The following is a 26,289-nucleotide window of genomic DNA, read 5'->3' as shown; positions in this document are numbered from 1 at the left end:
TTTACGTTATTTACCTCCCAAAAGCAGGATTTCATCTACTTTTATCTCTGTGATATACCTTTTTATACCGTCTTTATCATCATAAGACCTGTAGCTAAGCTTACCTTCCACCGCAATTTCCTTCCCTTTGGTAACATATTTCTGAAAGATCTCTGCGGCCTTCCCGAAAGCAACGAGACTGTGCCATTGGGTTTCTTCCACCTTATCACCTTTTGCATTGGTGTAATAATCGCTTGTAGCCAGAGACACGGCTGCTTTTACATTTCCATTTTCAAAGCTGATCATTTCAACTTCTTTTCCTGTGTAACCTACTAATGTTACTTTGTTTCTTAGTGACATAACTTTAATTTTTAATGTTAATATTCAGATGAGAGACGTTCACTGTTTTCTCAAATCTCTGGGACAAAGGTTGGGGAAAACACAGGGCTGAGTCGGTAGAAAATTATTTAAATCCGTTTGTAGTCGTTTGAAAACGAATAATTCTTCACTAATGAAAACTCATCCGTTTGTAAACGGATAATTATGTATCTTTGATGGTATGAGGAAGACGATAAAAAGAACATTCAGGGTTTCAAAATATGTGATTTACCGGGAAACGCTGGTAGATTATAAAGAACATTTCTGGTCCTTTCTGGGAGCGTTCTTCGGAATCGGGATCATTGCTTTTATTCAGTCCCATACGTTGTCTGCAACGGAAAATATTTTCCTGATCGGTTCTTTCGGAGCATCCAGTGTATTGATTTACGGAGCCATCCAGAGCCCGCTGGCACAGCCCAGAAACTTAGTGGGCGGACATGTAATTTCTGCACTGGTTGGTGTAACGGTTTATAAGTTCATTCCGGACATCATCTGGCTTTCTGCACCGCTGGCCGTTGCTTTTTCCATTGTCCTCATGCAGTACACCAAAACACTGCATCCGCCAGGCGGTGCAACGGCTTTAATTGCAGTAAGCTCTACAGGCAAAATTCCTGAACTGGGATATTGGTATGTGCTGTCCCCTGTGCTTACAGGCTGTATCATTCTTTTAATTGTTGCGCTGTTTTTCAATAATATTACATCCAACAGAAGATATCCTGTCCATTCCGTATTCAGGAAATCACTTAAAATAAAACACGCACATACACACAAAATGAAAAAATAAAAAGATGAACTGTCTCGAATGCGGCGAAAAAATTATCGGAAGGTCAGACAAAAAATTCTGCAACGATGCCTGCCGGAATGCCTACAACAATAAGCAGAATAAAGACTCCAGCAACCTGATGCGGAATGTCAATAACAAGCTGCGCAGGAATTACAGGATCCTTACCGAAGTGAATACTGACGGGAAAACGAAGGTGACGAAAGCAAAGCTTGATGGCTTGGGTTTTGATTTTGAGTACTTCACTAATCTTAAGGTTTATAAAAACGGCTCTGAATATAAATTTATCTATGACTACGGCTATAAACTTCTGGATGAAGATTTTATACTGATTGTAAAAAAACAGTCATAAAAACCTATCTTAAACCAACTGATTTAATTTATATGAAGGAAATTGTCCTGATTACCGGAGCCGGCGGGCTGATTGCACGCGAACTTTCTAAGCAGATTGAAAACAAGTATACCGTACGGTTCCTGACCCGGAAAAAGAAGCATGACCATGAGTTTGAATGGGATCTGACCAAAGGAACCATTGATGAAAAAGCTCTGGAAGGGGTTTCGCATGTTATTCATCTGGCAGGAGCCAATATTTCTGAAAAAAGATGGACTGATGAACGAAAAAAAGAACTGATCTCCAGCCGTATCGATTCTGCCGGCCTGATCCTGCAGTCTTTGAAACAAAAAAACATTAAGCTTAAATCATTTATTTCAGCATCCGGAATTAACTATTACGGAACAGAAACAACAGAGAAAATATTTACGGAAGAAGACGGTCCGGGAAATGATTTTTTAAGCGAAGTTGTGGTGCAGTGGGAGAAAGCAGCTGATCAATTTAAAGAACAGCAGCTTGCAGAACGGGTGGTTAAATTAAGAACTGCTGTTGTTCTGTCTGAAAAAGACGGGGCTTTAAAGAAAATGCTTCCGACGATTAAAATGGGAATCGGCTCACCGTTGGGAAACGGAAAACAGTACATGCCGTGGATCCATATTAAAGATATCTGCGCCATGTATGAATTTGCCTTAAAGAATCCCGAAATGAACGGGGCCTTTAATGCCGTAGAACCCGAACACGCTACCAATAAAGACCTTACGGAAAAAATTGCACAGGTACTGAAAAAACCTTTATTCATGCCGAATGTTCCGACCTTTGTGTTAAGACTGGTATTCGGTGAACTGTCTGATGCAGTGCTGAAAGGTTCCAGAGCATCTTCCGGAAAAATCCTGAAAGCAGGTTTCCAATTTGAATTTCCTGATTTAAAAAGGGCTCTGGAAGATTTATTAAAAAACAATTAAACATCAATTAACCCAACACAGATTGTAAATCTATGCAAGATACCAACGTACATATTGAAAAAACCGAGATCTTATCAGACAACTGGTACACGCTGAAAAAAGTAACCTTTAATATCCGGAAAAAAGACGGAACGGAAGAACAGCAAAGCCGTGAAGCCTATGACCGTGGAAACGGAGCGGTTATTTTATTATACAGCAAGGCTGCCGGCACAGTAATCTTAACACGCCAGTTCAGATTACCGACCTATATCAATGGAAATCCGACCGGAATGATGATTGAAGCCTGCGCAGGATTATTGGATAACGACAACCCCGAAGACTGCATCAGAAGGGAAACGGAAGAAGAAACAGGATATAAGATTTCACACATTGAAAAAATATTCGAAGCCTATATGTCGCCGGGTTCCGTAACGGAAATCCTCCATTTTTTTATTGCGGAATATTCAACGGAAATGAAAATTACAGACGGCGGCGGGCTTGATGATGAAGGGGAAAATATTGAAGTGCTGGAACTTCTGTTTGAGGAAACCCTGAAAATGATTGATTCCGGGGAAATAAAAGATGCAAAAACGATTATGCTGCTGCAATATCTGAGGCTTAAAAACGTTTTGTAAAATCAGGAATAAATAAATTTGAATCGAAAACTATGAAATTTTTATATACTATAAGCCTTTCACTGCTCCTGTCAATTCCTGTTTTTGCACAGAAAACGGAAAAAGCAGGGCCGAAAGACAAAGCTGTTACCGAACATTTTAAAAATGATTATAAAAAGAAAAATTATAAAAAATTTGCAGGAAAGATCACGGCTAGCAACAGCCAGGTTCTTTTCGACAACAAAATTATTTTTTATAACGGATCAGACAAAATCATCAAATTACTGTTGCAGGAGGGATTGGTTTATCCTCAGCTGCTGACCGATTACCAGATTGATAAATTTGAAAATGAAGACAGCGACCGGACACAGAAAAGGTTCGCCAAACTGCAGAAAAACTGGAAAGATGCTTTTGAAGTGAACAATATCAGATTAAGCAATGCTTCTGAACTGGTATTTTTAAGCTCCGACCCTTCGGTGAAGCGATTCAAAGTGCTATGTAACGACCCGAAATTTCCGAATATGATGGCCTATTATTTTGAACTCACTTCTAAAAACAGCAATAAAAATACGTCTGTTGAAGATTTTATTAAAAATTCCAAGCTTACCCATATTTACCAAAGGTCTGAATAAAGTAAGCTTATCAAAGTTTTGTTTTTGGGAAAACAGATAATAAAAACTCTTATTAAAATCAATCATGGCTATGATTGCCCTGATTCTGTATTCATTAGTAAGCTTAATATTCAATTTTAAGCTAAATAATTTCTTATTGAGTAGAACGTACATTTGCAAACTATAAAATGAAAAATATCTATATCGGTCTGATGTTAATTTCGTTATTTTCCTGTAACCGCAAAGAAAGTAATAAAATAGTTAATCTTGGCTCAAATCCTAATCAAATACAGCTTAATAGAGCTGTTCATGACACTTTAAGAAATGCCCACCCAAATAAAATTTTCAAAAATAAAATGACTGATCAAGAACTTATTGAAAATATAAAATTGGCCATAAATCCTAAATTTAAAGATTGGGTGCTTTTTAGAAACGGTACCTATATCATTTTTGATGACATTACGAAAGTAAAAAATATTGAAGATGAAGCAATTGCTATGATGAAAGAATTTGGACCAGTCTTCGCGGGTGGCCCTGCAGGAGATTTTAACACCATTCATTTAACAAAGACTGAAGGTTGGATTGTTGCAGGTCATGGATATGGAATGTACACATATGTTTCACCTTCCGAAATGCAAAATACATCAGCTAATGATCTTGAAGTTGGCTTATTTGGCAGATCAAAAAGAGATCTCGACGGTAAAAATCCTGAAATTATTTATATTAACAAGAGTAAATAGTTTTATAATATTTCAACTCCTATTTCATTTTTATCACTACTTTTCCTTTAGCCCTGCCGCTTTCAACATAAGTCAATGCATCATTGGTTTGATTGAAAGAGAAAACTCTATCGATAACCGGTTTTATTTTTCCGGCTTCAATCAGTCCGGTGATTTCTGTGAGTTGTGCTCCGTTAGCTTTCATAAACAGAAAAGAATAACTGATATTTTGTTTTTTAGCAATTCTTCTGATTTTACTGCTTAAAAAGATGGTCGCCAGTTTTACATACCAGGGTAATTTTTGCTCTTCCGCGAATGTAGGTGTGGGCGGACCGGAAATTGAAATAACTTTTCCTCCGGGCTTTACCACATCAAAAGATTTTTCGAGTGTTTTATTGTCCTGGCTGTTTAGCACTACATCATAATCAATTAAAACATCTTCGAAATCCTGTTTTTTATAATCGATCAAAATATCTGCACCGAGGCTTTTTAAAAAATCAAAACTTTTTTCACTGGCTGTAGTTGCCACGGTTGCTCCCAAATGTTTCGCCAGCTGAATGGCAAAGGTCCCTACCCCGCCGGATCCTGCCTGAATAAATACTTTCTGCCCTTTCTGTACCTTTGATTTCTCAACCAATACCTGCCATGCCGTTAAGCCGACCAACGGAATTGAAGCCGCTTCTTCCATCGAAAGGTTTTTAGGTTTCAAAGCAACATCTTTTTCATGTATCGCAATAAACTCGGCAAAAGTACCGATCTGAAAATCTGCCGGCCTTGAATAAATTTCATCACCCACTTTAAAGTTTTTCACCTTCGCTCCGGCTTTTACAACAATACCGGCAACATCGTGGCCTAAGACCAGCGGCAGTTTGTACGGTACAATCAGTTTAAATTCACCGCTCTTTATTTTTGAATCCAAAAGATTGACGCTTGCGGCATGAATTTCAATTAAAACGTCATGGTCTTTTATAACCGGTTCGGGAAGGTTTGCCTGTTCGAGCGGACTGTCTTTTTTGTAACGGCTGATGCTGAATGCTTTCATATTCTGGTTTTATATTAAAAATTGATCTGCCTTTTTCGGGTTTATAATCTTAAAGGCAAGTTTTGGGAAAAATCTTCGGATTGGATCAAATATTTTTGCGTCTCCCACACGGATGGTATACTTATCTTTCTGTAATCCGCGGATAAGACCTTTTGCCATCTCTTCGGAAGTTATTTTCTTATCATTCCGTTCTGTCGTCATTTCTGTAGCGACCAATGGCGGGATTAATTCGAATATTTTTAAACTGCTTCCTATAATCCTTAAATGTTCACGGAGTGATATAGTATAAAAGGCAAGTGCAACTTTTGAAGATGAATAAGTCGCTTCAATCAAAGAAGGAACCATACTTAAGATGGATGTTGTATTGATTATGGCGGCTTCCTTTTTTGATTTCAGCATATCCATAAAAATATTGTTAATTCTTATAACACCGAGATAATTAACGTCCATTTCGTAGGCTGCACCTTCCTCATGCTTGTTGTCTGCCATACCTAAATTGGACGGCGGAACCAATACGCCCGCGTTGTTGTAGAGAATATCTATCCCTCCCAACTCTTTTATTATGTCGTAAAGAATGTCAGCATCGCCAGGACTGGCTAAATCACTTTTTATTGCTGTTAATTCAGGATACAGCTTTTTCGCTTTATCCAGCTTATCCTGATTCCGCCCTGTTATAATAACTTTGGCTCCGATTTCCAGAAACTGTTTTGCGGCTTCGAGACCGATACCGGAAGCTCCGCCGGTGATGAGAATTGTTTTCCCTTTTAATTCCATGATTGATTAATTAAGTGTAGAAACACTTCATCAGAAAGATAATATAAATAAACAGCTTCTGACAAAGAATGATATTAAATGCCAGGTTAGGCCGGTTCTTTTGTAAAAAACTGTTTTGAATCCCCTACCGGAACATCAAACTGATTTTTCTCTAATGCAATTAACAGTTCGTCGGCAACTTCAGAAGGCGGGATTCCGTTGGCACCACCAATTTCTGCAGAAAATTCTGTATTTACCAATGGCGGATATACTTCGTAAACCTGTACATTTTCCTGTTCCTCATATGTCTGCCTCAAAGCAACCGTGTAACTGTGCAGGGCGGCTTTAGTGGCTCCGTAGGTCGGCAACATTTTATGGCTTCCGAAAACGGATATGGAAGAAATATTAATTACGGCGGCTTCTGCTTTTTGCAGCAGGTACGGCAGTAAAAGCTCTGTAAAATGAATGATGCTGAAGTAATTGGTATTCATTTCAACAGCGGCTTTTTCATGGGCATTCTGCGTTTCGTTTAACAGATAGGCGAATGCTGCTCCTGCATTATTGATGATTATATTCAGTTCGGGATGGTTGATTTTCAGTTCTTCTGCAATCCGGAACCGGTCTGCTTCTACGGAAAGATCGCCCTGAATCCCTACGGCGCCGTCAAGTTCTTTTAAAGCATGGTGAAGGCGTTCTTCGTTTCTTCCGTTGATAATGATGTTATTGCCTGCTGCATGAAGCTTCTTTGCGATGGCTAAGCCAATTCCCGCACTTCCGCCGCTGATGAATACTGTATTTCCTGTTGTTTTCATTTTTTTTTGTTTAAATGTTAAATGTTGATATAATTGTGGTCTTGCGACAGGGATTGCAGCGGCATCCTTTTGTGAAACAAAAGATACAGCGGAAAGCCCGGCCGTTCGCCCAAATAATTTTAATTGTTCAGCGCCGGATAATCGGTATATCCTTTTTCACCCGGGGTATAAAATGTTGCCTCATCCGGCTGGTTAAGCGGTGCGTCTGTTCTGAAACGTTCTACGAGATCCGGATTGGCGATGAACGGAACTCCGAAAGAAACCAGATCGGCATCGCCGTCCTGCAACACTTTCGCAGCTGTTTCTTTGGTGAAACCCCGATTAATGATTATGGTTCCTTTATAAATTTTACGGAAATGTTTTGCCACCTCCTGTACGGCATGAGCGTTGTCTGAAACATCGGTAAAAGGCTCAATCAGGTGAATGTATGCCAAATCATAATCGTTGAGGCGGCTGACGATATAATTATACAGTTCAATGGTTTCATCATCCACCAGGATTCCCATGATGCCGTTGAGTGAAGGGTTAAAACGGATCCCAACTTTTCTGATGTCGGCCACTTCTTTTATCGCATCCAGAATTTCGAAAAGAATTCTCGCCCTGTTTTCTACGGAACCGCCGTATTCATCGGTTCGCAGATTGCTGTTTTTACTGAAAAACTGCTGCAGCAGATATCCGTTGGCACCGTGAAGCTCTACCCCGTCAAAACCGGCTTCAAAAGCATTGAGTGCAGCCTGTTTGAAATCGTTTACCGTTCTTTTGATATCTTCCGCAGTCATCGGCTGAGGTTCCTGTGATGGCTGAAATCCTTTTGCCGTAAAAACCTGCTGTTGAGGATTGACATCAGACGGAGCCAACGGTTTTTTTCCGTCGTGTAAATCCGGATGCGAATAGGCTCCTGTGTGCCAAAGCTGTACGAATATTTTCCCGCCCTCTTTGTGAACAGCTTCTGTGGTCAGTTTCCAGCCATCAATCTGTGCCGGGGAATAGATTCCGGGAACATTGACAACACCTACTGCTTCCGGGCTGATGACCGTGCCTTCTGTGATCATCAATCCTGCTGTTGCTCTCTGCTGATAATATCTGGCCGTGATTTCGGTGGCTTTATGCTCGGGATTGTCTGAACGGCTTCGGGTAAGCGGCGCCATGACGATACGGTTATTGAGATCCAGGTTATTGTTTTTGTAATGATCAAAAAGTAAGTTTTCCATTGTACTTAACATTTAATTGATTAAATTTGCTTGCGTTTTGCAAGTACAAATCTATACAATTACTTTCAAAATGCAAGTATTTATTTTTAATTATTTAAATTTATTTTTATGTCAACTTCAAAAAAGAGATCAGACTGCCCGATCAGCAGTTCACTAGACGTATGGGGAGACAAATGGTCTCTGCTGATTGTAAGAGACCTGATGTTTTCTAAACAGTGTACCTACGGGGATTTCCTGAAATCCGACGAAAAAATAGCGACCAATATCCTGGCATCCCGCCTTCTGATGCTGGAACAGAACGGCATCATCACCAAACAGGAGCATCCCGAAAGCAAAGTTAAAGTCCTGTACAAACTCACCGAAAAAGGGATAGACCTGATGCCTCTGCTGATTGAAATTAATCTCTGGGCAGAAAAATATTCGGTTATTCCTGAAAGCCAGTCGATGATTTTGGAGGAGGTGAAGAAGGATAAGGAAGGGTTTATTGGAAAGCAGATTGAGGTGTTGAAGAGGGAGGTTTTGTAGTTGTTATATTAATTATATACTTTCCTGAAGCATTCAAACAAATTAATAATCAAAAACTTACACTTTTCCAATTTAAAAGCTTAATTTTGCACCCCGAAATAAGGATTATATAGTATGAAAAGAATTGGCGAACACCGAAAACTTCTGGGCGTAGATAATACCGCTACCCTGAAAGATTTGAAAACCATCTACAGAAATGCGATGAAAGATACGCATCCTGATAAATTTGTGAATGACGAAGCCGGACAGCTGGAAGCGGAAGAGAAAAGCAAATCGATCATCGAAGCCTATCATTTTCTGGTAAGCATCAACCCGGAAACACAGGAAAAATATAAGGAAGAATATACGGAAACGATTACCACATCCATCATTACCGATTTCTATCTGGAGAAACAGATTCTGAAAGTTCATCATCTGAACGGAAAGATGTTTGAATACATCGGGGTTCCAAGGAATGTGTACATCAAAATGGTAAACTCCGATTCGGCGAGCCGTTTTGCAAGAAGGCATATTTACGGAAAGTTCATCTACAGGAAATCCGGTGAGGTAATGGCAGATTAATTTCTTTTCTATATCATAAATAACAAGGCTTTCGGTTGGTTCCGGAAGTCTTTTTTATTTTACGGTATAAATAGTCCTCAGTATTGATTTCATTTTTTCTTAATATGCCTATCTTCGTATTCATTCAAATCTCATGATCCATTATTTCAATTCCATCTGCGAATTCAGGCAGGTCAATCCGGCCATCAAAGGGCATTCGCTGAGGGTTTCTGATCCGGCTTTAGGAAATATCCGCGATACCCTTTTAGATTTTAAAACCGAGCTTGAAAACCGGTATCCGACTTTCAGAGAGGTTGAGCTTTCCGTAAAAATATCCAAAGGCTTCAGCAATTTCCCCAATGTAATTTATGCCTGTATTTTACCGCCCAGACAGGCTATTCCCAACGGAATTTATACCGCAATATGCTTTGACATTCTGGGAAGAGGTGCATTGGTAGGATGTGTAGAATCTAAAATTACTTCCAAAGGTTTGCCCACTGTCAACAGAGCAAAACCCTTACATATTGACGTAGACGGAGCCAGCGAGCGAACGAAATACAATAATGTTTTCGTGAACCCGAAAGAGTTCTATTATCCTCTGGAAAATGACCTGGAACTGGACCGGCATATCACAGCGTCTTTAAACCTGTGTTTTGATTACCTGAAGTTATCCTGATAGGCTTCCGTCGGTTCGAGTGTTTTTCGTAGTGAAACGTAGAAAAATGTATCGAGAACCGATAAACTTTAAACCTGTATTTAACAACTTCTCGATACGCTTTTTTCAAAAGCTACTCGAAGTGACGCTGCACTTAAATTAATCTTAAACTGATTCAATATTAAAGAAAAAATCCAGATAAAAAAAGAAGCGCATCATTGCTGATACGCTTCTTCCGGTTAATTAAGGTTGGTATATTAATCTATGTGTTTCGGGGTGTAACCGTCTTCACTTAATTCTTTATGTTCATAGTCTGCTTTCATTTCAGCTTCATAATCAACTGTTTCATGTTTACCCATTCTTCTCAACATTGAATCGAATAGTGAATAAACCGTAGGCACAATAATTAAGGTAAGGAATAATGATGAGGTCAGACCACCGATGATTACCCAAGCCAATCCGTTGTTCATCTCCGCTCCTGCTCCTTTTGCAATCGCAATAGGAATCATACCGAAGATCATCGCAATCGTTGTCATCAAGATCGGACGGAGACGTGCATGGTTAGCCTGAATCAAAGCGTCATGCGTACTTGCGCCAGCTGCTTTTCTCATGTTGGCAAAATCGACAATCATAATCGCATTTTTCGCTACCAAACCGATCAACATGATCATCCCCAGCATTGTAAAGATATTAATCGTATTTCCCGTAATGGCAAGAATCACCATAACTCCGATCAATGCCAAAGGAATTGAGAACAATACCACAAACGGATACACAAACGAATCATAAAGCGAAACCATCACCAGATAAACCAGTACAATAGCCGCCAGTAAAGCGATTCCTAAAGTACCCATACCTTCTGTCTGGTTCTCCATATCTCCACTCCAGAGGTAATTTACTCCGGCTGGTTTTGTTTTTTCATTGGTCATAAACTGGTCTGCCCATTCGTTGGCAACATCAGCCATTGCACGGCCTACCACTTTAGATTTCACTTTTACGGAAGCTGTTTTATCTCTACGCTCCAGCAAACTTGGTCCTGATCCCATTTTCACATCAGCAAACTGACTCAATCTGATTTGCTCGCCTGACGGATTGGTAAACATTAAGTTTCTTACGTCATCAATCGACTGTCTGTTGGCATCTCCAAAACGGATGTTGATATCATATTCGTATTCTCCGGCTCTGAATTTTCCGTCTGTGTTTCCTGAGAATGCAGTCTGCATTGTCTGACCGACACTTGAAAGATTTAAACCTAAAGAAGACATCTTATCTCTGTCGATATTCACCTGCACTTCAGGATTTCCTGAGTCGGAAGATAATTCTGCATCTACAGCTCCCGGAACTTTTTTAAGCAAAGCCAGAATTCTGTTGGCTTCTTTGTTTGCCGTTGCGTTATCAGGAGCGGTAACTACCATTTCGATTGGTGCAGCATCTGCTCCCATCAACCCGATTGGTGCTGTTTTAAACTCAACTCCGGTGAATTTTTCTTCTAAAGCTCTCTTGATCTTCGCAGATTTAATATCTGTACTTTCGTTACGTTCAGATTTATCAACTAAAATTACCTGAATTTCTGATTGGTATAAGGTTGCCTGCGCGCCACCAAAACCTGATGACTGCTGACCAACTGTAGTAATCATATCGACTACATCTTTATCATTTCTCAGATATTTTTCAACCTGCAAAGTCAATTGGTTTGTTTTTTCAACGGAAGCATCTTTAGGTAATTCCATCTGAACAAGGAACTGACCTCTGTCCATTTTCGGGAAGAATTCTCCACCGATAAATCCGCCACCCATTAATCCCATTGTCACAACAATAAGAAGTACAAATGTAAGAACAACAGTCATTACTCTTCTTAAACCGGTTTTTAAAACCCATTCCAGAATTCCTGTAATCCAGTGCGTGAATTTATCCAATTGTTTTTCAAACCAAAGGATGAATTTCTCGAAAGGATTTTTACCTGTCAAATGAACCAACTTTCCAAATCTTGAAGACAACCATGGAATGATGGTAAATGATGCCAGTAATGAGAACAGTGTTGCAATAACTACCGTGACACAGAACTGCGCTAAGATGTCTGAAACCAAACCTGAACTCATCGCAATCGGTAAGAATACCACCACGATTACCATTGTAATCGCTGTTACGGTAAATCCAATTTCTGAAGCTCCATCGTAGGCTGCACGGATTCTGCTTTTCCCCATTTCCATGTGACGGTAAACGTTCTCCAATACTACAATCGCGTCATCCACAAGAATACCTACAACCAGTGAAAGTCCCAATAAACTCATTAAGTTTAAAGTATATCCCATCAAATACATTCCAATAACCGTTGCAATCAACGATACCGGAATGGAAACCATTACGATAAATGCGTTTCTGATGTTGTGAAGGAACAATAACATTACAACGGCCACCAAAATAATCGCCAGGAATAAATCGAAGATTACGTGATCTGCCGCTTCAAGCGTAAAGTCTGTATTGTCATCTACAATCGCAACTTTTAATCCCTGAACTGTATAATTGGTCTGAACCTGCTCAATCGTCTTCTTTACTGCTTCAGAAACTGATACGGCATTGGCATCAGACTGTTTTTTTACCTGAAGTAAAATGGTAGGATTTTGGTTAAATCTCGCCACTTTTTCAATATCTTTCTGGGTATCGAAAACGGTTGCAATATCAGATAAACGAACCTGAGCTCCATTTTTGTTTGATACTACAAGACTGTTCATCTCGGCAATATCTCTGTATTTCCCGGAAAGTCTGATGGTAGATCTTGAAGTTCTCGTCTTTAAAGCTCCTGTCGGGAAATCTAAGTTAGAAGAAAGAATTGCCTGCTGTACATCTGATATGGCAACGCCATAACCCTGCATTTTCTTTTCATCTAAATTTACCTGAATTTCTCTCTCCTGTCCACCCACAAGGTCAACCTGAGCAACACCGTTTACACGGGAGAAAACCGGTTCCACTTTTTTATCCAGAAGATCGTAAAGTTCTTTGCTGTTCAGTTTATCACTTGAAATACTCAAAGTCATGATCGGGAGATCATCCAGTGAGAACTTCTGTAATGATGGCGGATCTGCATCTTCCGGAAGATCTGCCAGAATAGCATTTACCTTTCTCTGTGCATCATTCAAAGCGTAGTTTACATCGGCACCGGTGTTCAGCTGAACCATGATTACTGATAAACTCTCGTATGAAGAAGATTCTACTTTTTTTACGTTTTCCAAAGAACCAACGGCGTCTTCAATCTTTCGCGTCACCGAAGTTTCAACCTCTGCAGGTGAAGCTCCCGGATAAACAGTAGAAATCGTTACCATATTGGTTTCAAATTTCGGAATCAACTCGTACCCCATCATGGAGTAACTTAACAAACCTCCCAACGTCAGAATCGTAAATAATACGATAACGAGGGACGGTCTTTTAATGGATATTTCTGCTAACTTCATCTTCTGATTACTTTACGATATTGATTTTTGAACCGTTATCAAGGTTGATCTGTCCGCTGGTAATCACCTGCTCGCCACCGTTAAGTCCGCTGATGATCTGTACTTTGTCACCATATACTTTTCCGGTTTTTACGGTAATCATTTTAGCAGTTCCGTTCTGAACGATAAAAATCTGTCCTGAGCTTACACCATTTGCAAAAGCTTCTGCAGGAACCGTCAGCATATTCTGAGTTTCAGCACCGTTGTTTGTTTTAAATAAAGCTGTTGCGTACATCCCTGCTTTCAGGTTTCCTCTGTTCTGAACCTCAATTTCTACAGGGAAATTTAAAGAAGCATCACTTTTTGGAGCGATGAATGTAATTCTTCCGCTGAAAGATTCTTCAGGCAAAACATTCACATTAATCGGAACTTCCTGGCCTAACTGAATTCTTCCGATCTGGCTTTCGTCAACCAAAACCGAAAGTTTTAAGCTGTTGATATTTACAATTTCAAATAAAGCCGTTCCCGGAGCGACAACCATTCCCGGTTCCACCATTTTTTTGTTAACGGTACCGCTGATCCCTGCACGGATGCTGGCATCATTTACCCTTACACCCTGAGCTCTTAATGCGGCCTGGGCATTTTTCAGCTGTAATCTTGAATTGTCAACCTGCTGTTTGGTAACACCGCCGGTTTTAAATGCATTCTCATAACGCTGGTTATCTGCAATGGCATTCTGCAAATTGTTCTGGGCCTGGGTAACATCCACTTCAATCGCATCTCTTTTAATGGTAGCCAGCACCTGTCCTGCTCCTACCCTAGAACCTTCTTTTACCAGAACGCTTACGATACGCCCTGAAATTTCAGCAGACTGCTGCATTTCCTGCTTTGGAATAAAAGTTCCGTTTGCAGAATAATCGGTATCAATATTTTCTCTTGAAACGGTTATCACGTTAACATTGATTTTGTCAACCTGCTTGGCCACTTCTCTTACTTCTGTCTCCTGTTTTTTCTTATTATCAGCAATTTTATAGGCTGCCAGACCGATAAGTACAGCCGCTACGATGATATATATTAAAGTTTTTTTCATAACTGTTACGGGTTTTGTAGTGTGTTTAATTCTCCTTTTGCTTTGATTAATTTGATTTCCGCCTGTTTGTAATCCAACAATGCATTGGCATAATTCTGTTTAGCCTGCGTGAGTGCATTTTCAGCATCCAGCACTTCGGTAAGCGTTGCCAGGCCATACTGGTAGTTGGACTGTGTATTTTGCTGAACCCTTTCGGCCAGGCCTACGTTGCCTTTCATGCTTTCGATATTGATGAGTGTATTCTCAATATTGGTCACGGCATTTTTATAATCCAGGCTTAAGCTCAACTGGGTATTCTCGATATCAAGATCAAGATCCTGGATATCAATTTCCGCCTGATTGATTTTTGCCTTTGTAGAACCTCCGGTAAAAATCGGGATGTTGACATTCAGTCCGATAGCAGAATAATCACTCCACAATACGCCGTTGTTGATGCCGTTGGTCAGCGGGAATCTTCTTCCCTGTCCGCCCCAGCCGTAATTGGCTACCAAACCGACTGTCGGGTAAAGGTAGGCTTCTGTTGCTTTTTTATTGTATACCAGAAGCTCCCTGTTTTTCTGTAACACCTTCACTTCCGTACGGTTATCAAGGTTTACGGTAGATGCTGCCAGCTCAGGCCTTGGTTCGATTGATTTTTCTTCAAGCTCAATATCGGTACTGATCGGAACACCCATATAAAACTTCAGAGCATTTTTTGAAAGCTCCACAGAATTAACCAGCGTCTGTCTGTTGGAACCGATATTCGTCAGCTGAACATTTGTTCTGTCTAAGTCGATGGATTTTGCCAGTCCGTTATCCACAAGGCTTTTGATCACATTTCTTACCCGTTCCGTATTGGAGTAGCTTGCTTCCACCGTTTTCAGGTTTTCTTCCTGCACAAATACCTGGTAATAAGCGGTGGCTACGTTTTCGATGATCTGCTCATTCGTTAACTGGGCATTCAAAACGTAAAATTCTCTGGTAGATTTTGCCGCTTTAAGCCCTGTGAATACCCTCTGGTCAAAAATCGCCTGCTGAACCTGTACAGATGCAGTTGAGCTCCATGGCTGTCCCAGCTGGGCCCTGATCCTTTCTCCCCCGAATTCAAGCAAAGATTCCTGAATCACCGGATTATAGGTTAAGCCTGCCGTGGCACTGATCTGTGGTAAAGCGCCGGCCCGCGCTTCATCAATTTTATATTCGGCTTTTTTGATCTGTAAAGCAGCTTTTTTGGCTTCTGCTTTGTTTTGTAGTGCCTGTTTGATGGCTTCCTGTAAAGAAACCTGCTGTTGTGCAGACACCGATGAAAAACCGAAAATCATAAATGCAGCAGCTATCCCAATTTTTAGCTTATCTGCAGTTATACGTTTTCTTTTCATAATTTTAACTTCGTTTATTTTTTAAATGCAATTATTTACTTCTTCAATGCTTTCTAAATGACGGATCACTTTTTAAAATACTTTAACAATTTTTATTTTTTAAATAACATGTTGAGAATGATCTCTTTCCGTTCTGAAATAATCTTGTCGAACTCTTGATCTGTAATCATCAGGTTTTCTAAAAACAGCGGCCGGACAGCACTTGGAAATACCAGAAGTGAAATCATGTTCAGCAGAAACTGAACCGGTGCCATTTTCTCAATATTTCCGAGTTCCATTTCCTTTTCGATATCTTTATAAAGCTTCTTCAGCTCATCTTCTTCTACATCTCTTTTATGGCAGCTTCCTTTATTGATCTGTGAAACGATATAGGTTTCCAGATAAGGATATTTAAGGCTTGTTGATAAGCTTCCTTCAATAAATTCGGCTATTTTAGCTTTGAAAGGAAGATCGGAAGTCATAATAATCTCGGATTTTTCTTTTTCCACCCTATGGGCTTCATCAAAAATGATCTGTATTAAGTTATCCCTTGATCTGAAATAATAGTTAATCAGTGTTCTGTTTACGCCGGCTTCATCTGCAATCTCCTGTGTTGTGGCGTTAAATTTCCCTTTCACAAAGAATAAATTCTTTGCGGTTTCCTTTATCAGTTCTTGTGTCTGGTCCTTTTTTTCTTGTTTTGACATTTTTGTTAAACAATTTTGTGCAAATATAAATCAATCAATTGTTTTGACAAAATTGTTAAACAAAATAATTAAACAAAATTGTATGAGATGTATCAGTTTTTAGAATTTACGCCTGAGATTAACGGTTCTTAATCTGTAATAGACAGGGCATTTTTATATATTTGCCGAAAATTAATAACCGATGCAAAAAATCTTGCTTCTTTTTACAGTGTTCTGCTGTACTTTCATATTAGGCCAAACCTTTTCTTGGGTAAAACAATTCAAAAGCTATACAGATTATGAAGATGCAATCTCTGAGATGGAAAAAGATGATAATGGAAATATTTATCTTTTAGGGAAAACACTTGGCTTTAGTGGAATTGATGTAGATCCCGGTCCGGCAACGAACTTATTGATACCAACAAATTATTATTCTTCAGGAACTTACGGAACAACATTTATTATCAAAGTCGATCCTAACGGAAATTTTCTATGGAGCTATAAGATCAGTAATATGCATGCAGATTATGAATATGATCTTAAGGTAAAAAATGGTAAAGTTTATGCACTTACCGGGAAAGCAGTTCAGCAGGGAAATTATATAAATCAGTATGCCACACTTACGATCCTAGACAGCAATGGAAATCTGGTTAATGAAACACAATTAACAGATTCGACACCTAATTCTCTTGATGTTGATAATTCCGGAAATATATATGTGAGTACTTTTACATTCTCTGATCTTATCTTTTCACAACCTATTAATTCTGTATTTAATAATGCCAATAACACGGCGTCATCGTATATTATAAAATTTAATTCATCTCTACAAGTTCAATGGCTTAAAAAAATCATCAATGGGATTGAAAACAAATTGGTATTGAATTCCGACAATGATGTTTATTTTGCGATGAATACCACCTATGGCTCTTCAAAATATACTTTACAGAGATATAATTCAAACGGAATCCTTCTATGGGATGGTATTCAGGAAGATCAGCGCTTTTCAGATATTGTCATTGATAAAAATGATAAATTAATTGTCTCCGGCGAATGGATGGCGCAATTTTTACCGATTGATGTAGATCCGTCATCCAACCAATATTTATTACCATCAAACACATATGTAAGTCTGTATTTATTATGGTTTGATAAAAACAACACTTTACTGGATGTTAAAAAATATCTAAATAACGGACAACACTTCCCTTTGTATATTGATGGCTTAAGCTGTGATGATAATAATGATCTGCATGTTAATGGATATTTCAGTAAGACTTTTGATGCTAACCCTGATCTGGGAGTCAACAGTATTATTTTTGGCAGCGGTTATACTGAAGGCTGCTCCATTGTATTCAATCCTAACAGAGAATACAAAAACTCGTTCAGAATAGGCTCAACAAACCCTTATAAACCTAATTCAGGGGCACGCATTTTACAAACAGTAAAGTTTAATAACAGTTATTATTATATAGGAACATTTTTCTGGCATTGTGATTTTGACCCATCACCGAATGAATACTTTTTAAATACTGTTAATCAGAATCAACTTAATATGGATGGTTATTTATTACGACTTGAAAGATGTAACTTACCATCGAACTCAAGTATAAACATTTGTTTGGGATCGGCAATTCAATTAAATGCTTCTGGGGGAACAACCTATAGCTGGACTGGTCCAAACGGATTTAATTCTACTCAACAAAATCCTGTTATTCCCAATTCATCAACAGCAAACTCAGGAATTTATACCTGTCAGGTTTCAGGGACAACAAATGGTTGTGACGGAAGTTTTTCTGTACAGGTAATTGTAGGGGATATTATTCCACCAATTCCAAATGCAGCAATTCTTCCCAACATTACAGGTGATTGCCATACAACCGTTTCTGTTATTCCGACAGCAACGGATAATTGCGCCGGGGTAATTACAGCCACAACTACAGATCCGCTTTCCTATTCTCTTCCGGGAACGTATGTTATCCATTGGACTTATAATGACGGAAACGGCAATATTTCATCACAAAACCAAAATGTGATTGTTACATCACCTGCCCTGCCAACTACGACAAATACGCAGCAAACGTTCTGTAAAACCAATAATCCGAAGATCTCGGACATCCAGATTACCGGGCAGAACATCAAATGGTATAATGCAGCAGGAACACTTTTAGCTCCATCTACTCCATTGGTAAACGGGCAGACTTATTATGCTTCCCAGACGGTTACCGGTTGTGAAAGCAGTACAATATCTATTCAGGTTACGGTAAACGAAACACCGAAGCCGACAGGAAACACAGCTCAGGATTTCTGTGCTTCCGCAAATCCGACTATAGCCAATCTGGCCGTTACAGGAACTGCTTTAAAATTCTATGATGCAGCAGGAAACCTCCTGCCGTTAACCACTCCGCTGATCTACGGCGCCACTTATTTTGTTACCCAGACCCTGAATTCATGTGAATCTGAGCAGCTTGCTGTTTCCGTGACCCTTTCCACGAACAATGTTCCGGCTGATGATTATTCTGAAATCATTTGCAACAGTACAACAGGAGCATCAATGACGGTTAACCTGACTTCTTATCAGGATGATATTATTGTCAATCCCGGTATTTATACATTTGCCTATACGGATGATGCAGGAAATGCCATTGCGAATCCTTCCGGTTACAGCTTAAGCATCGGAACCACCATCATCCACGTGAAAGTTTCCACACAGGACGGATGTTTTAAAGTGATAAGGCTAAACTTAACCCTGAACCCTAAACCGAAGGTGAACCTTCCTGAAAAAGTTGATTTCTGTAACGGTAAAAGTGTCACCCTGGATGCCGGGAACGGATATTCATCCTATCTGTGGAGTACAGGCGAAACTACGCAATCTGTCACCATTTCTGCACCGGGAAATTATTCGGTGACGGTAACCAACAGTTTCGGCTGTCAGAATACGGGCTCTGTCCAGGTAAGCTATACCGCTTTGCCGGAAATTACGGCTGTTAATATCAGCAACAGTACAGCAACGGTTATTCTTTCCGCGGCAGGAAGTTTTGAATATTCTTTAGACAATTTCTCCTGGCAGGATTCAAATGTATTCATGAATTTACCTATAGGAGAATATATTGTGTATGTAAGAACCAAAGGCGGATGTATCATCGGCCAGAAACGTTTTTCGATCTTCAGTATTCCGAATGCTTTTACCCCGAACGGCGACGGCTATAACGACCACTGGAAAATTGCCGGACTTGAAAATTATCCGGGAACCGAAGTGAATGTCTACGACAGAAAAGGACTTCCGGTGTTTAAGGAAACAACAACCAAAAAGCCGATGTCATGGGACGGAAAATTAAACGGAACACCGGTTCCGACAGGCAATTACTGGTATACGATTAAAGTATCAGACGGAAGGCTGTACACCGGCTGGCTGCTGATTAAGAACAGAGAATAATCAGGATAACAAACAAAACGGGCAGAATTTTCTGCCCGTTTTTATTTTTATCTATTTTGTTATAATAACTTAATCTTATCTTCTGAAAGATCAATTACCTTATCTTTATAAAGTCCGCCGATTGCTTTCTTAAAGTTCTTCTTGCTCATCTGAAGCTCATCTTTGATCTCTTCGGGCGTTGATTTATCTGAAAGGTAAAGCAAACCGTAGTTTTCCTCCAACTTCGTCAGGATTTTCTGTTTGAATTCATCGATATTTTCAAAACCTTCAGGCTGTAAGGAAACATCTATTTTCCCGTCTTCACGGATGGCTTTGATATAGCCTGTTTCTTCGGATAAAGGGTATAGTTTTTTAAACACATCAGAAGTATAAATCAATCCGATGTATTTTTTATTGATCACTACGTTCCAGCCCAGTTCGCTTTCGTTCATCAGAAGCAGGTCCACTTTATCACCCTTTGCGAAAGGCAGATCCTCGTACTGCGGGTTTCTTTTGAATTTCGTAGTTCCGGTAATCAGTTCGAGTTCATCATCAATATAGAGGTAGACCAGATATCTTTTTCCTTCAATGATTTTTGTTTTCTGCTGCTTGTAAGGGATAAATAAATCTTTAATAATTCCCCAATCCATAAACGCTCCGCTCGGAAGGCTCTGCACACAGCTCATTACGGCAAATTCCCCTACTTCTGCCAGAGGAATTTCTGTAGTGGCTTTTAATTTACTGTCATCCTGATACACAAAAACTTCAATTTCATCATCAATTTCCTTGTCGTCCTGCGTGAAAATTTTAGGCAGAAAAGCCTTTTCGCCCGATTCATCGGCCAAAATCCATCCTGAACTGTTTTTTTCTGAAATTTTTAAAGTCTGTGTCTTTCCTATTTGCATTGAATGATAAATTAGCTGACAAAGGTACGGAAATTGGAAATTTCAACCTATTTATATCGTCTTAAATCTTCTTCAAGTATTTTTGCCTCATACAGGTAATTGGTTTCAGGGTCCTGTTCAGCAGGAACTTTAAGCTTTTTCACAAGCTTGCCACGGATATAGTAATATCGCGCTTCCGATACCTTTTGAGGTTTCTTCATAGATCCGTTTTCATCCAGGGTCCTGTACTTTTTTGAGTAAACAAAAATCAGTTCTCCTTTTTCTGAGAGGAAATATTGTGTTACGATATTCCATGCCGACAGGCCAACGAAATGCTCCATTTTCCTGAGCTGCCCGCTGCTGTAAAACCCTTTCAGCTCAATGCCGTTATCAGTAGTTTTTCCCTGATCCATAAAATAGGAATTCGGAACGGTTTTAACTGTATAATTTTTAATCTGACTGATCTCTGACACCGCTTTTGTAATGGGTTTTATATCCTGGCCCAAAACAAAACCGGAATATAAAATGAGTAAAAGGAACAACTTGCTTTTCATAGAAAAATTTTAACTGAATATAATGGAAAAAAAAGACAAAAGCTTCTGATAATTTTATAAAACCAGTCGGTAAGGCACGGAAATACAGTACCAACTTATAATTTAGAAATAAAATCCATCAACTCTCTTTTACTGCTTTCAAAATCAAATGCATCATAAACGAGGAAATATTTTTGCTTGTCCGGACATTTAGCATACATCGATTTTGCCAGTGAAAGCCTGTTTTTATCAAAACTCATCTCCTTCACCAGAATACTGATCTGCTGAGCAATAAACATTGTTGTCTGCATCTGCTGTCTGATCATAGAAAATCTGCTGTCATCAAATTTTGCATTTTTTCTGAGCATATCGAGAAACTCGCTGAAAGAACTGCTGTCCATTACGTTTGCATTATTTCCTGAATTATTCCAACTGCCTCCCTGGCTTCCATAAGGATTATTCCAGACATCATTCCAGCTGCTGAAACCATAAGACTGATTCTGAACAGGATATGAATCCAACAGATAAAGACCTTTATCTGTAAAAAAATCAAGAACCAGCCTGCTGTTGTTCCGGACATTTAAAGTAGTTCTGTACAATAGATAGCCGCTTTCGTAAACAGAAACGGGAATTCTTCCCGCCGGCAAGTCAAAAAACCGGAATTTCCCGGAATTGTTTAAGATCAACTGATCTCCTATTTCCACACTGAAAAATCCCTGCTCGGGAATTCTGAGAAAAACCTCAGAATAGCCATACTCCTGATTCCATTGGTATTGTGGATTTTTTATTCTGAAACCGCTGTTACCCTGATGCCTTAAACCTGAATTATTATTGTCTTTTGTATCTGACCTTTTCTTGTTTAGTGATCCGATTTCAGCTTTAGAAGCTTCATTTTTCAGAAATTCACCCGCTTTCCCTGCTTCCTGAGCAAATGAATCTGTCACAAAGAGAAGCAATACGCTTATAAAGATACTTTTCATAATTTTTTATTTGTAGCTCATATTTTCATATAAAAAGAGAGGCTAATGCCTCTCTAATTTACAATTATTTTTAAAAGATTAAATTTTAATCAGATAAATATTACATATGAATCGGTCTCTTAGCCGTAGCATCCAATGCGGCTTCTTTAATCGCTTCCGCATAGGTCGGGTGTGCATGTGAGCTTCTTGCGATGTCTTCTGCACTGGCACGGAATTCCATAGCAATAACGCCTTCTGCGATAAGATCCGCTGCTCTGGCTCCTATAATGTGCATTCCCAGTATCTCATCCGTTTTTTCATCGGCAATAATTTTTACCAGGCCGTCAACATCCCCGCTCGCACGGCTTCTTCCCAATGCTCTCATCGGGAAAGACCCTACTTTGTAGGCTGCGCCTTCTTCTTTCAGCTGCTCTTCGGTTTTGCCTACGCCCGCAACTTCAGGCCATGTGTAAACAACGCCCGGAATTAAATTATAATTGATGTGAGGTTTTTGTCCGGCTAATGTTTCAGCCACAAAAACACCCTCTTCTTCTGCTTTGTGTGCCAGCATGGCTCCTTTGATCACGTCTCCGATTGCATAAATATTGGAAACATTGGTCTGCAGATGGTCGTTTATTTTCACGCGGCCTCTTTCGTCAAGCTCAACACCTGCTTTTTCAAGACCAAGCCCGTCTGTGAAAGGTCTTCTTCCTACAGAAACCAGACAGTAATCCCCTTCAACGGTTACTTCTTCTCCTTTCTTGTCTTTGGCTGTGATTTTTACGGTATCGCCATTTCTTTCAACAGCAGAAACAGCGGTAGAAAGCATGAATTTCATTCCCTGCTTTTTAAGGACTTTCGTAAGTTCCTTGCTCAGTGCACCGTCCATTCCCGGGATAATCTTATCCATAAACTCAACAACCGTTACCTGGGCACCCAGTCTCAGGTAAACAGAACCTAATTCAAGACCGATAACCCCACCTCCGATCACTACTAAATGCTTAGGAATTTCCTTAAGGTTCAAAGCTTCGGTAGAAGTAATCACCCTTTCTTTGTCTAATGTAATGAAAGGTAAAGAAGTCGGTTTGGAACCGGTAGCGATAATGGTATATTTAGACTCGATGGTTTCTGTAGAACCGTCGTTTTTCGTTACTTTGATCTGAGTGGCAGATTCGAAGCTTCCCACGCCTTCAAAAACAGTGATTTTGTTTTTGTTCATCAGGTAGCTGATTCCGTCTGTATTTTGTTTGATGACTTCATTTTTACGCTCGATCATTCTTGCAATATCAGCCTGAGGCTCATTGATAATAATCCCGTGACCTGCAAAATTATGCTTGGCATTTTCAAAATGCTCAGAGCTGTCCAACAGTGCTTTAGACGGAATACATCCTACATTAAGGCAGGTTCCGCCCAGGGTTGGATATTTTTCAATAATTGCTGTTGTGAAACCTAACTGTGCGGCACGGATTGCAGCAACATAACCACCAGGACCGGAACCGATTACGGTAACATCGAATTGACTCATGTTATTTTTATGAATTTGTTATTATTAACTTTCTTAATGCTTACAAATTTACTGATTAATTACCAAGTGCCCAACTGAGATTTGTCAAATTTTCTTAAACACTGCTATACATCAGGGATCTTAAATCCGGATTAATGCAAAATTGTTCTGACAAATATGTTCACTGCATCCTGCAAAATTATAAATCTACATTCATTTTACCCTGCCCGAATGTGCCCGTGCTTTCAAAATAAGAACCTCCATATACGTACCACTCCAGACTTTCGAGAAATTCAACAGCATTTTCAGGGGTGATGTGCGGACGGTCTTTTTTGGAAACGATCCCTTTGTACCATCTTCCCGATTTGGGAAAGCTTTCAAATTCTACAAAATAGCGGATCCATATTCTCTGGCAGAGTTTGCACTGCTGAATGGATACTTCTGCATCTCTTCCGTTGGTAGGGTCTATGCCTAATTCAGAGCTTCTGTATTCGGTATAATTTGAGTCAGGTTTTTCACAGGCGCATCCTATTTTCGGGATTTTCATTTGATACTTTTAAAAGGTAAAATTAGTAAAAAGCAATGAATAAAGTTTCAAGATTAAATATAGCGGTCATTTTATGCTTTTCAACCTTATGTAGATCTTAAGATTAAAAAAAATCATTACCAATGTCATAAATAACGAAGGAAGAATCTGGCTGTACGGTTTATAATCCGGCATAAGTGTTCCTATAAATGCTGAAAAAAGAGCTCCCATCGCACTTATCATCTTACTTGAATGTTCATAACGCCACAAATTACCATACCGTGACGCCGAAATACAGTACCGGAAAATATCATAAGCGATAACCATTAACAGATATCCGACTCCTGAAAAAATGACTACGGGATTCCAGTAAAAACCGATAGCCTCAAGATAATATATAAAAATGATTGCTATTATCAGCGCTGCCAGCATTGCCGCGAGATCTTTTAAATAAAAACGATTGGTTTTTTCCTTTAAGATCCTGAAACCCGAATAGGTATTATAGCCTGCCAGAACAGTAATGAGTAAAAGAAAGAGGTTTCTTTTAAATACAATGACGCCAAACGCTCCCGTGGTGACAACAATTACCATACAGAGTATGAAAAGATATCCGAGTTTCCGATGCAAGGGCGTTCCTTTTGTTTTGAATAAGATTAAAAATCCCACTGCAAGTGCTGTGCTTCCGGTGATAACATGAACAGTAATGTTCGTTAAATGAAGAGGTGTATCCATACTTTTTGATGGCAAAAATCCGTTGAAATCCTCTTTGAATCGTCCTAAGTTACCGGTTAGGACCCTTTGCGGCAGATCCGGACTTCTTAAATGCAGACGGAGTCATCCCGGTTTCCTCTTTAAAGATCTTATTGAATGTTGATTTGGAGTTAAAACCGGATTCAAAAGCTATTCCCAAAATAGAGTATTTATCAAATTCGGAATTTTTGAGTTTTCTCTTTACTTCTTCCACCCGGTAGGCATTGATCAATCTGTAGAAATTGGTATTAAGATCCTGATTGATTACTTCAGAAAGACGATGGGTAGAAATATTTACCAAAAGAGATAATTTCTGCAGGCTGAGCTCTTCATCCAGATAAGGGCGCTCAGTTTCCATAAACATCAGTAATTTCTGAGAAATTTCAGCTGACCGGTTCTTATCCCGTAAATCTGTTTTTACATTTTCTTTATCTGCAGCGGATTCATCCATAACCACCTGCTGATTAAAAATAAGGTTTTGCCTAAGGCTGAAAAATATAATACACCATACGTACACACTCTGGATAACAGCAACGATCTTAAAGATTTTATCCAGAGGAACTGTATTTAACCTCGAACCCAAAGCGATAATTAAAGAAACGATTATAAAAAGGGTAATTAAAGAAATCAGTATATATTTCAGCCAGTTAAGGCTGATTTTTTCCAGTGCGGAATAATATTCGGGAAGTTTGTTCTGATATTTTTTCAGCGCCAAAAAACACAGAACAATGTAAACTACCGGAACAGCGGCCATGGGAACAGTCAGAAGATCCAGCATTCCCCGTGACTGTCCATTCGTAAAATAAGGGATGCTGTCCTTAAATTCTATCTTTTCACAAAAGGCAGAAAATATTATAAGACCTGAACTGTAAAGAATGAAGACAAGCGAGTGTTTTATAAAATAAGTGAGCCGGAACTTTATATTAAAGGTCAGGGAAATAACATAAAGATAAAGCATCCCCATACTGAGAACCGGAAGAGCAAAACCGAAAGGCTGAAGTCTTTCAGGAAGCAGAGACGGGAACAGGTAGCAGGTTAAATTAGCGGCAGCCAACCACAGCCAGACCATAAGATAGCGGTCAGATGAAAGATTTTTCTTTTTAGAGAACAGCAGTGCACTGCAAAAAAATGCGGCAACAATCCCTGAAAAAGAAATACTTTCTATGATCATAATCTGATGAATGCTGTTAAATAATGACTTGATATTTCGTGAAGTTCAATCTGATCGGTAACTACAGCATCTGAATATGTTTTTTGAGTATTTATTCCGCTTTAATTGATCGAA

The 26,289-nt window shown here is 39.4% G+C and carries 26 protein-coding genes; 10 read left to right on the top strand and 16 right to left on the bottom strand.

What is annotated here, in order from left to right:
- Positions 1 to 6: 6 nt before the first annotated feature.
- Positions 7 to 339 (bottom strand): single-stranded DNA-binding protein, encoded by a 333-nt coding sequence (locus ASE55_RS19265; RefSeq protein WP_056223488.1) that lies wholly within the window; start codon positions 337 to 339, stop codon positions 7 to 9.
- A 199-nt stretch (positions 340 to 538) separates the two neighbouring features.
- Between ASE55_RS19265 and ASE55_RS19260 the strand changes: the two genes are divergently transcribed.
- From ASE55_RS19260 to ASE55_RS19235, 6 genes are all read left to right on the top strand, one after another.
- Positions 539 to 1,141, top strand: a complete 603-nt coding sequence (locus tag ASE55_RS19260) for an HPP family protein (RefSeq protein ID WP_056223486.1) — start codon at positions 539 to 541, stop codon at positions 1,139 to 1,141.
- Positions 1,142 to 1,145: 4 nt separating this feature from the next.
- Positions 1,146 to 1,490, top strand: coding sequence for a hypothetical protein (locus ASE55_RS19255; protein ID WP_056223485.1), 345 nt, complete (start codon positions 1,146 to 1,148; stop codon positions 1,488 to 1,490).
- 32 nt (positions 1,491 to 1,522) lie between these two features.
- Entirely contained in the window at positions 1,523 to 2,431 is a 909-nt protein-coding gene (locus ASE55_RS19250) for a TIGR01777 family oxidoreductase (RefSeq protein ID WP_056223483.1), read from the top strand.
- Between the two features lie 32 nt (positions 2,432 to 2,463).
- On the top strand, positions 2,464 to 3,045 hold the full coding sequence (gene nudK, locus ASE55_RS19245; RefSeq protein WP_056223481.1) for a GDP-mannose pyrophosphatase NudK: 582 nt from the start codon (positions 2,464 to 2,466) through the stop codon (positions 3,043 to 3,045).
- Positions 3,046 to 3,077: 32 nt separating this feature from the next.
- Positions 3,078 to 3,656 carry a hypothetical protein gene (locus tag ASE55_RS19240; protein WP_056223479.1) on the top strand — a complete coding sequence of 193 codons (579 nt, stop codon included), beginning with the start codon at positions 3,078 to 3,080 and terminating at the stop codon, positions 3,654 to 3,656.
- A gap of 167 nt (positions 3,657 to 3,823) precedes the next feature.
- Positions 3,824 to 4,375 carry a hypothetical protein gene (locus ASE55_RS19235; protein WP_238585087.1) on the top strand — a complete coding sequence of 184 codons (552 nt, stop codon included), beginning with the start codon at positions 3,824 to 3,826 and terminating at the stop codon, positions 4,373 to 4,375.
- Positions 4,376 to 4,394: 19 nt separating this feature from the next.
- Here the strand turns inward: ASE55_RS19235 and ASE55_RS19230 are convergent, their stop codons facing one another.
- The 4 genes from ASE55_RS19230 to ASE55_RS19215 all read right to left on the bottom strand — a co-directional run bounded on the left by ASE55_RS19230 (position 4,395) and on the right by ASE55_RS19215 (position 8,172).
- A complete protein-coding gene (locus tag ASE55_RS19230; RefSeq protein ID WP_056223477.1) occupies positions 4,395 to 5,396 on the bottom strand; it encodes an NADP-dependent oxidoreductase in 1,002 nt (333 codons plus the stop codon).
- Between the two features lie 9 nt (positions 5,397 to 5,405).
- Positions 5,406 to 6,170 carry an SDR family oxidoreductase gene (locus ASE55_RS19225; protein WP_056223475.1) on the bottom strand — a complete coding sequence of 255 codons (765 nt, stop codon included), beginning with the start codon at positions 6,168 to 6,170 and terminating at the stop codon, positions 5,406 to 5,408.
- A gap of 86 nt (positions 6,171 to 6,256) precedes the next feature.
- Positions 6,257 to 6,961, bottom strand: coding sequence for an SDR family oxidoreductase (locus tag ASE55_RS19220; RefSeq protein ID WP_056223473.1), 705 nt, complete (start codon positions 6,959 to 6,961; stop codon positions 6,257 to 6,259).
- A gap of 119 nt (positions 6,962 to 7,080) precedes the next feature.
- On the bottom strand, positions 7,081 to 8,172 hold the full coding sequence (locus ASE55_RS19215; RefSeq protein WP_056223513.1) for an alkene reductase: 1,092 nt from the start codon (positions 8,170 to 8,172) through the stop codon (positions 7,081 to 7,083).
- A 108-nt stretch (positions 8,173 to 8,280) separates the two neighbouring features.
- Between ASE55_RS19215 and ASE55_RS19210 the strand changes: the two genes are divergently transcribed.
- From ASE55_RS19210 to ASE55_RS19200, 3 genes are all read left to right on the top strand, one after another.
- Positions 8,281 to 8,697: a winged helix-turn-helix transcriptional regulator gene (locus ASE55_RS19210; protein ID WP_056223471.1), complete on the top strand. Its 417-nt coding sequence runs from the start codon at positions 8,281 to 8,283 to the stop codon at positions 8,695 to 8,697.
- A gap of 114 nt (positions 8,698 to 8,811) precedes the next feature.
- The gene (locus ASE55_RS19205; RefSeq protein ID WP_056223469.1) at positions 8,812 to 9,258 is read left to right on the top strand and encodes a KTSC domain-containing protein; all 447 of its coding nucleotides are present in this window, start codon (positions 8,812 to 8,814) and stop codon (positions 9,256 to 9,258) included.
- Between the two features lie 133 nt (positions 9,259 to 9,391).
- Positions 9,392 to 9,913: a hypothetical protein gene (locus ASE55_RS19200; protein WP_056223467.1), complete on the top strand. Its 522-nt coding sequence runs from the start codon at positions 9,392 to 9,394 to the stop codon at positions 9,911 to 9,913.
- A gap of 236 nt (positions 9,914 to 10,149) precedes the next feature.
- Here the strand turns inward: ASE55_RS19200 and ASE55_RS19195 are convergent, their stop codons facing one another.
- From ASE55_RS19195 to ASE55_RS19180, 4 genes are all read right to left on the bottom strand, one after another.
- The gene (locus ASE55_RS19195) at positions 10,150 to 13,341 is read right to left on the bottom strand and encodes an efflux RND transporter permease subunit (RefSeq protein ID WP_056223465.1); all 3,192 of its coding nucleotides are present in this window, start codon (positions 13,339 to 13,341) and stop codon (positions 10,150 to 10,152) included.
- Positions 13,342 to 13,348: 7 nt separating this feature from the next.
- The gene (locus ASE55_RS19190) at positions 13,349 to 14,410 is read right to left on the bottom strand and encodes an efflux RND transporter periplasmic adaptor subunit (protein WP_056223462.1); all 1,062 of its coding nucleotides are present in this window, start codon (positions 14,408 to 14,410) and stop codon (positions 13,349 to 13,351) included.
- A gap of 5 nt (positions 14,411 to 14,415) precedes the next feature.
- Positions 14,416 to 15,768 (bottom strand): TolC family protein, encoded by a 1,353-nt coding sequence (locus ASE55_RS19185; protein ID WP_056223460.1) that lies wholly within the window; start codon positions 15,766 to 15,768, stop codon positions 14,416 to 14,418.
- A gap of 92 nt (positions 15,769 to 15,860) precedes the next feature.
- Positions 15,861 to 16,454 carry a TetR/AcrR family transcriptional regulator gene (locus tag ASE55_RS19180; protein WP_056223459.1) on the bottom strand — a complete coding sequence of 198 codons (594 nt, stop codon included), beginning with the start codon at positions 16,452 to 16,454 and terminating at the stop codon, positions 15,861 to 15,863.
- 298 nt (positions 16,455 to 16,752) lie between these two features.
- On the opposite strand from ASE55_RS19180, the gene ASE55_RS19175 reads away from it, so the two are divergent.
- Positions 16,753 to 19,869: a T9SS type B sorting domain-containing protein gene (locus ASE55_RS19175; RefSeq protein WP_157844676.1), complete on the top strand. Its 3,117-nt coding sequence runs from the start codon at positions 16,753 to 16,755 to the stop codon at positions 19,867 to 19,869.
- A gap of 59 nt (positions 19,870 to 19,928) precedes the next feature.
- Here ASE55_RS19175 and ASE55_RS19170 read toward each other — a convergent pair whose 3' ends face one another.
- The 7 genes from ASE55_RS19170 to ASE55_RS19140 all read right to left on the bottom strand — a co-directional run bounded on the left by ASE55_RS19170 (position 19,929) and on the right by ASE55_RS19140 (position 26,175).
- The gene (locus ASE55_RS19170) at positions 19,929 to 20,753 is read right to left on the bottom strand and encodes a S1 RNA-binding domain-containing protein (protein ID WP_056223455.1); all 825 of its coding nucleotides are present in this window, start codon (positions 20,751 to 20,753) and stop codon (positions 19,929 to 19,931) included.
- Positions 20,754 to 20,800: 47 nt separating this feature from the next.
- The gene (locus ASE55_RS19165; RefSeq protein WP_056223452.1) at positions 20,801 to 21,286 is read right to left on the bottom strand and encodes a hypothetical protein; all 486 of its coding nucleotides are present in this window, start codon (positions 21,284 to 21,286) and stop codon (positions 20,801 to 20,803) included.
- 95 nt (positions 21,287 to 21,381) lie between these two features.
- A complete protein-coding gene (locus tag ASE55_RS19160) occupies positions 21,382 to 22,245 on the bottom strand; it encodes a DUF4476 domain-containing protein (protein ID WP_056223450.1) in 864 nt (287 codons plus the stop codon).
- A 100-nt stretch (positions 22,246 to 22,345) separates the two neighbouring features.
- Positions 22,346 to 23,749 (bottom strand): dihydrolipoyl dehydrogenase, encoded by a 1,404-nt coding sequence (gene lpdA, locus ASE55_RS19155; protein ID WP_056223448.1) that lies wholly within the window; start codon positions 23,747 to 23,749, stop codon positions 22,346 to 22,348.
- Between the two features lie 178 nt (positions 23,750 to 23,927).
- Positions 23,928 to 24,275: a hypothetical protein gene (locus tag ASE55_RS19150; RefSeq protein ID WP_056223446.1), complete on the bottom strand. Its 348-nt coding sequence runs from the start codon at positions 24,273 to 24,275 to the stop codon at positions 23,928 to 23,930.
- A 66-nt stretch (positions 24,276 to 24,341) separates the two neighbouring features.
- A complete protein-coding gene (locus tag ASE55_RS19145; protein ID WP_056223444.1) occupies positions 24,342 to 24,986 on the bottom strand; it encodes a hypothetical protein in 645 nt (214 codons plus the stop codon).
- A gap of 49 nt (positions 24,987 to 25,035) precedes the next feature.
- On the bottom strand, positions 25,036 to 26,175 hold the full coding sequence (locus ASE55_RS19140) for a helix-turn-helix domain-containing protein (RefSeq protein ID WP_056223442.1): 1,140 nt from the start codon (positions 26,173 to 26,175) through the stop codon (positions 25,036 to 25,038).
- Positions 26,176 to 26,289: the final 114 nt, after the last annotated feature.

The organism is Chryseobacterium sp. Leaf201, from assembly GCF_001421435.1.
Lineage (GTDB): Bacteria > Bacteroidota > Bacteroidia > Flavobacteriales > Weeksellaceae > Chryseobacterium.
The sequence above is the reverse complement of the archived record's forward strand: the minus strand, read 5'-3'. Positions and strand labels throughout refer to the sequence as shown.

Bases quoted from the DNA above. Each gene is read 5' to 3' on its own strand.
- ASE55_RS19240 (WP_056223479.1), top strand. From the start codon at position 3,078: ATGAAATTTTTATATACTATAAGCCTTTCACTGCTCCTGTCAATTCCT.
- ASE55_RS19225 (WP_056223475.1), bottom strand. From the start codon at position 6,170: ATGGAATTAAAAGGGAAAACAATTCTCATCACCGGCGGAGCTTCCGGT.
- ASE55_RS19175 (WP_157844676.1), top strand. From the start codon at position 16,753: ATGGAAAAAGATGATAATGGAAATATTTATCTTTTAGGGAAAACACTT.
- ASE55_RS19140 (WP_056223442.1), bottom strand. From the start codon at position 26,175: ATGATCATAGAAAGTATTTCTTTTTCAGGGATTGTTGCCGCATTTTTT.
- ASE55_RS19205 (WP_056223469.1), top strand. From the start codon at position 8,812: ATGAAAAGAATTGGCGAACACCGAAAACTTCTGGGCGTAGATAATACC.
- ASE55_RS19210 (WP_056223471.1), top strand. From the start codon at position 8,281: ATGTCAACTTCAAAAAAGAGATCAGACTGCCCGATCAGCAGTTCACTA.
- ASE55_RS19180 (WP_056223459.1), bottom strand. From the start codon at position 16,454: ATGTCAAAACAAGAAAAAAAGGACCAGACACAAGAACTGATAAAGGAA.
- ASE55_RS19150 (WP_056223446.1), bottom strand. From the start codon at position 24,275: ATGAAAATCCCGAAAATAGGATGCGCCTGTGAAAAACCTGACTCAAAT.
- nudK (WP_056223481.1), top strand. From the start codon at position 2,464: ATGCAAGATACCAACGTACATATTGAAAAAACCGAGATCTTATCAGAC.
- ASE55_RS19160 (WP_056223450.1), bottom strand. From the start codon at position 22,245: ATGAAAAGTATCTTTATAAGCGTATTGCTTCTCTTTGTGACAGATTCA.
- ASE55_RS19215 (WP_056223513.1), bottom strand. From the start codon at position 8,172: ATGGAAAACTTACTTTTTGATCATTACAAAAACAATAACCTGGATCTC.
- ASE55_RS19185 (WP_056223460.1), bottom strand. From the start codon at position 15,768: ATGAAAAGAAAACGTATAACTGCAGATAAGCTAAAAATTGGGATAGCT.
- ASE55_RS19230 (WP_056223477.1), bottom strand. From the start codon at position 5,396: ATGAAAGCATTCAGCATCAGCCGTTACAAAAAAGACAGTCCGCTCGAA.
- ASE55_RS19200 (WP_056223467.1), top strand. From the start codon at position 9,392: ATGATCCATTATTTCAATTCCATCTGCGAATTCAGGCAGGTCAATCCG.
- lpdA (WP_056223448.1), bottom strand. From the start codon at position 23,749: ATGAGTCAATTCGATGTTACCGTAATCGGTTCCGGTCCTGGTGGTTAT.
- ASE55_RS19265 (WP_056223488.1), bottom strand. From the start codon at position 339: ATGTCACTAAGAAACAAAGTAACATTAGTAGGTTACACAGGAAAAGAA.
- ASE55_RS19235 (WP_238585087.1), top strand. From the start codon at position 3,824: ATGAAAAATATCTATATCGGTCTGATGTTAATTTCGTTATTTTCCTGT.
- ASE55_RS19145 (WP_056223444.1), bottom strand. From the start codon at position 24,986: ATGGATACACCTCTTCATTTAACGAACATTACTGTTCATGTTATCACC.
- ASE55_RS19165 (WP_056223452.1), bottom strand. From the start codon at position 21,286: ATGAAAAGCAAGTTGTTCCTTTTACTCATTTTATATTCCGGTTTTGTT.
- ASE55_RS19260 (WP_056223486.1), top strand. From the start codon at position 539: ATGAGGAAGACGATAAAAAGAACATTCAGGGTTTCAAAATATGTGATT.
- ASE55_RS19190 (WP_056223462.1), bottom strand. From the start codon at position 14,410: ATGAAAAAAACTTTAATATATATCATCGTAGCGGCTGTACTTATCGGT.
- ASE55_RS19220 (WP_056223473.1), bottom strand. From the start codon at position 6,961: ATGAAAACAACAGGAAATACAGTATTCATCAGCGGCGGAAGTGCGGGA.
- ASE55_RS19170 (WP_056223455.1), bottom strand. From the start codon at position 20,753: ATGCAAATAGGAAAGACACAGACTTTAAAAATTTCAGAAAAAAACAGT.
- ASE55_RS19255 (WP_056223485.1), top strand. From the start codon at position 1,146: ATGAACTGTCTCGAATGCGGCGAAAAAATTATCGGAAGGTCAGACAAA.
- ASE55_RS19195 (WP_056223465.1), bottom strand. From the start codon at position 13,341: ATGAAGTTAGCAGAAATATCCATTAAAAGACCGTCCCTCGTTATCGTA.
- ASE55_RS19250 (WP_056223483.1), top strand. From the start codon at position 1,523: ATGAAGGAAATTGTCCTGATTACCGGAGCCGGCGGGCTGATTGCACGC.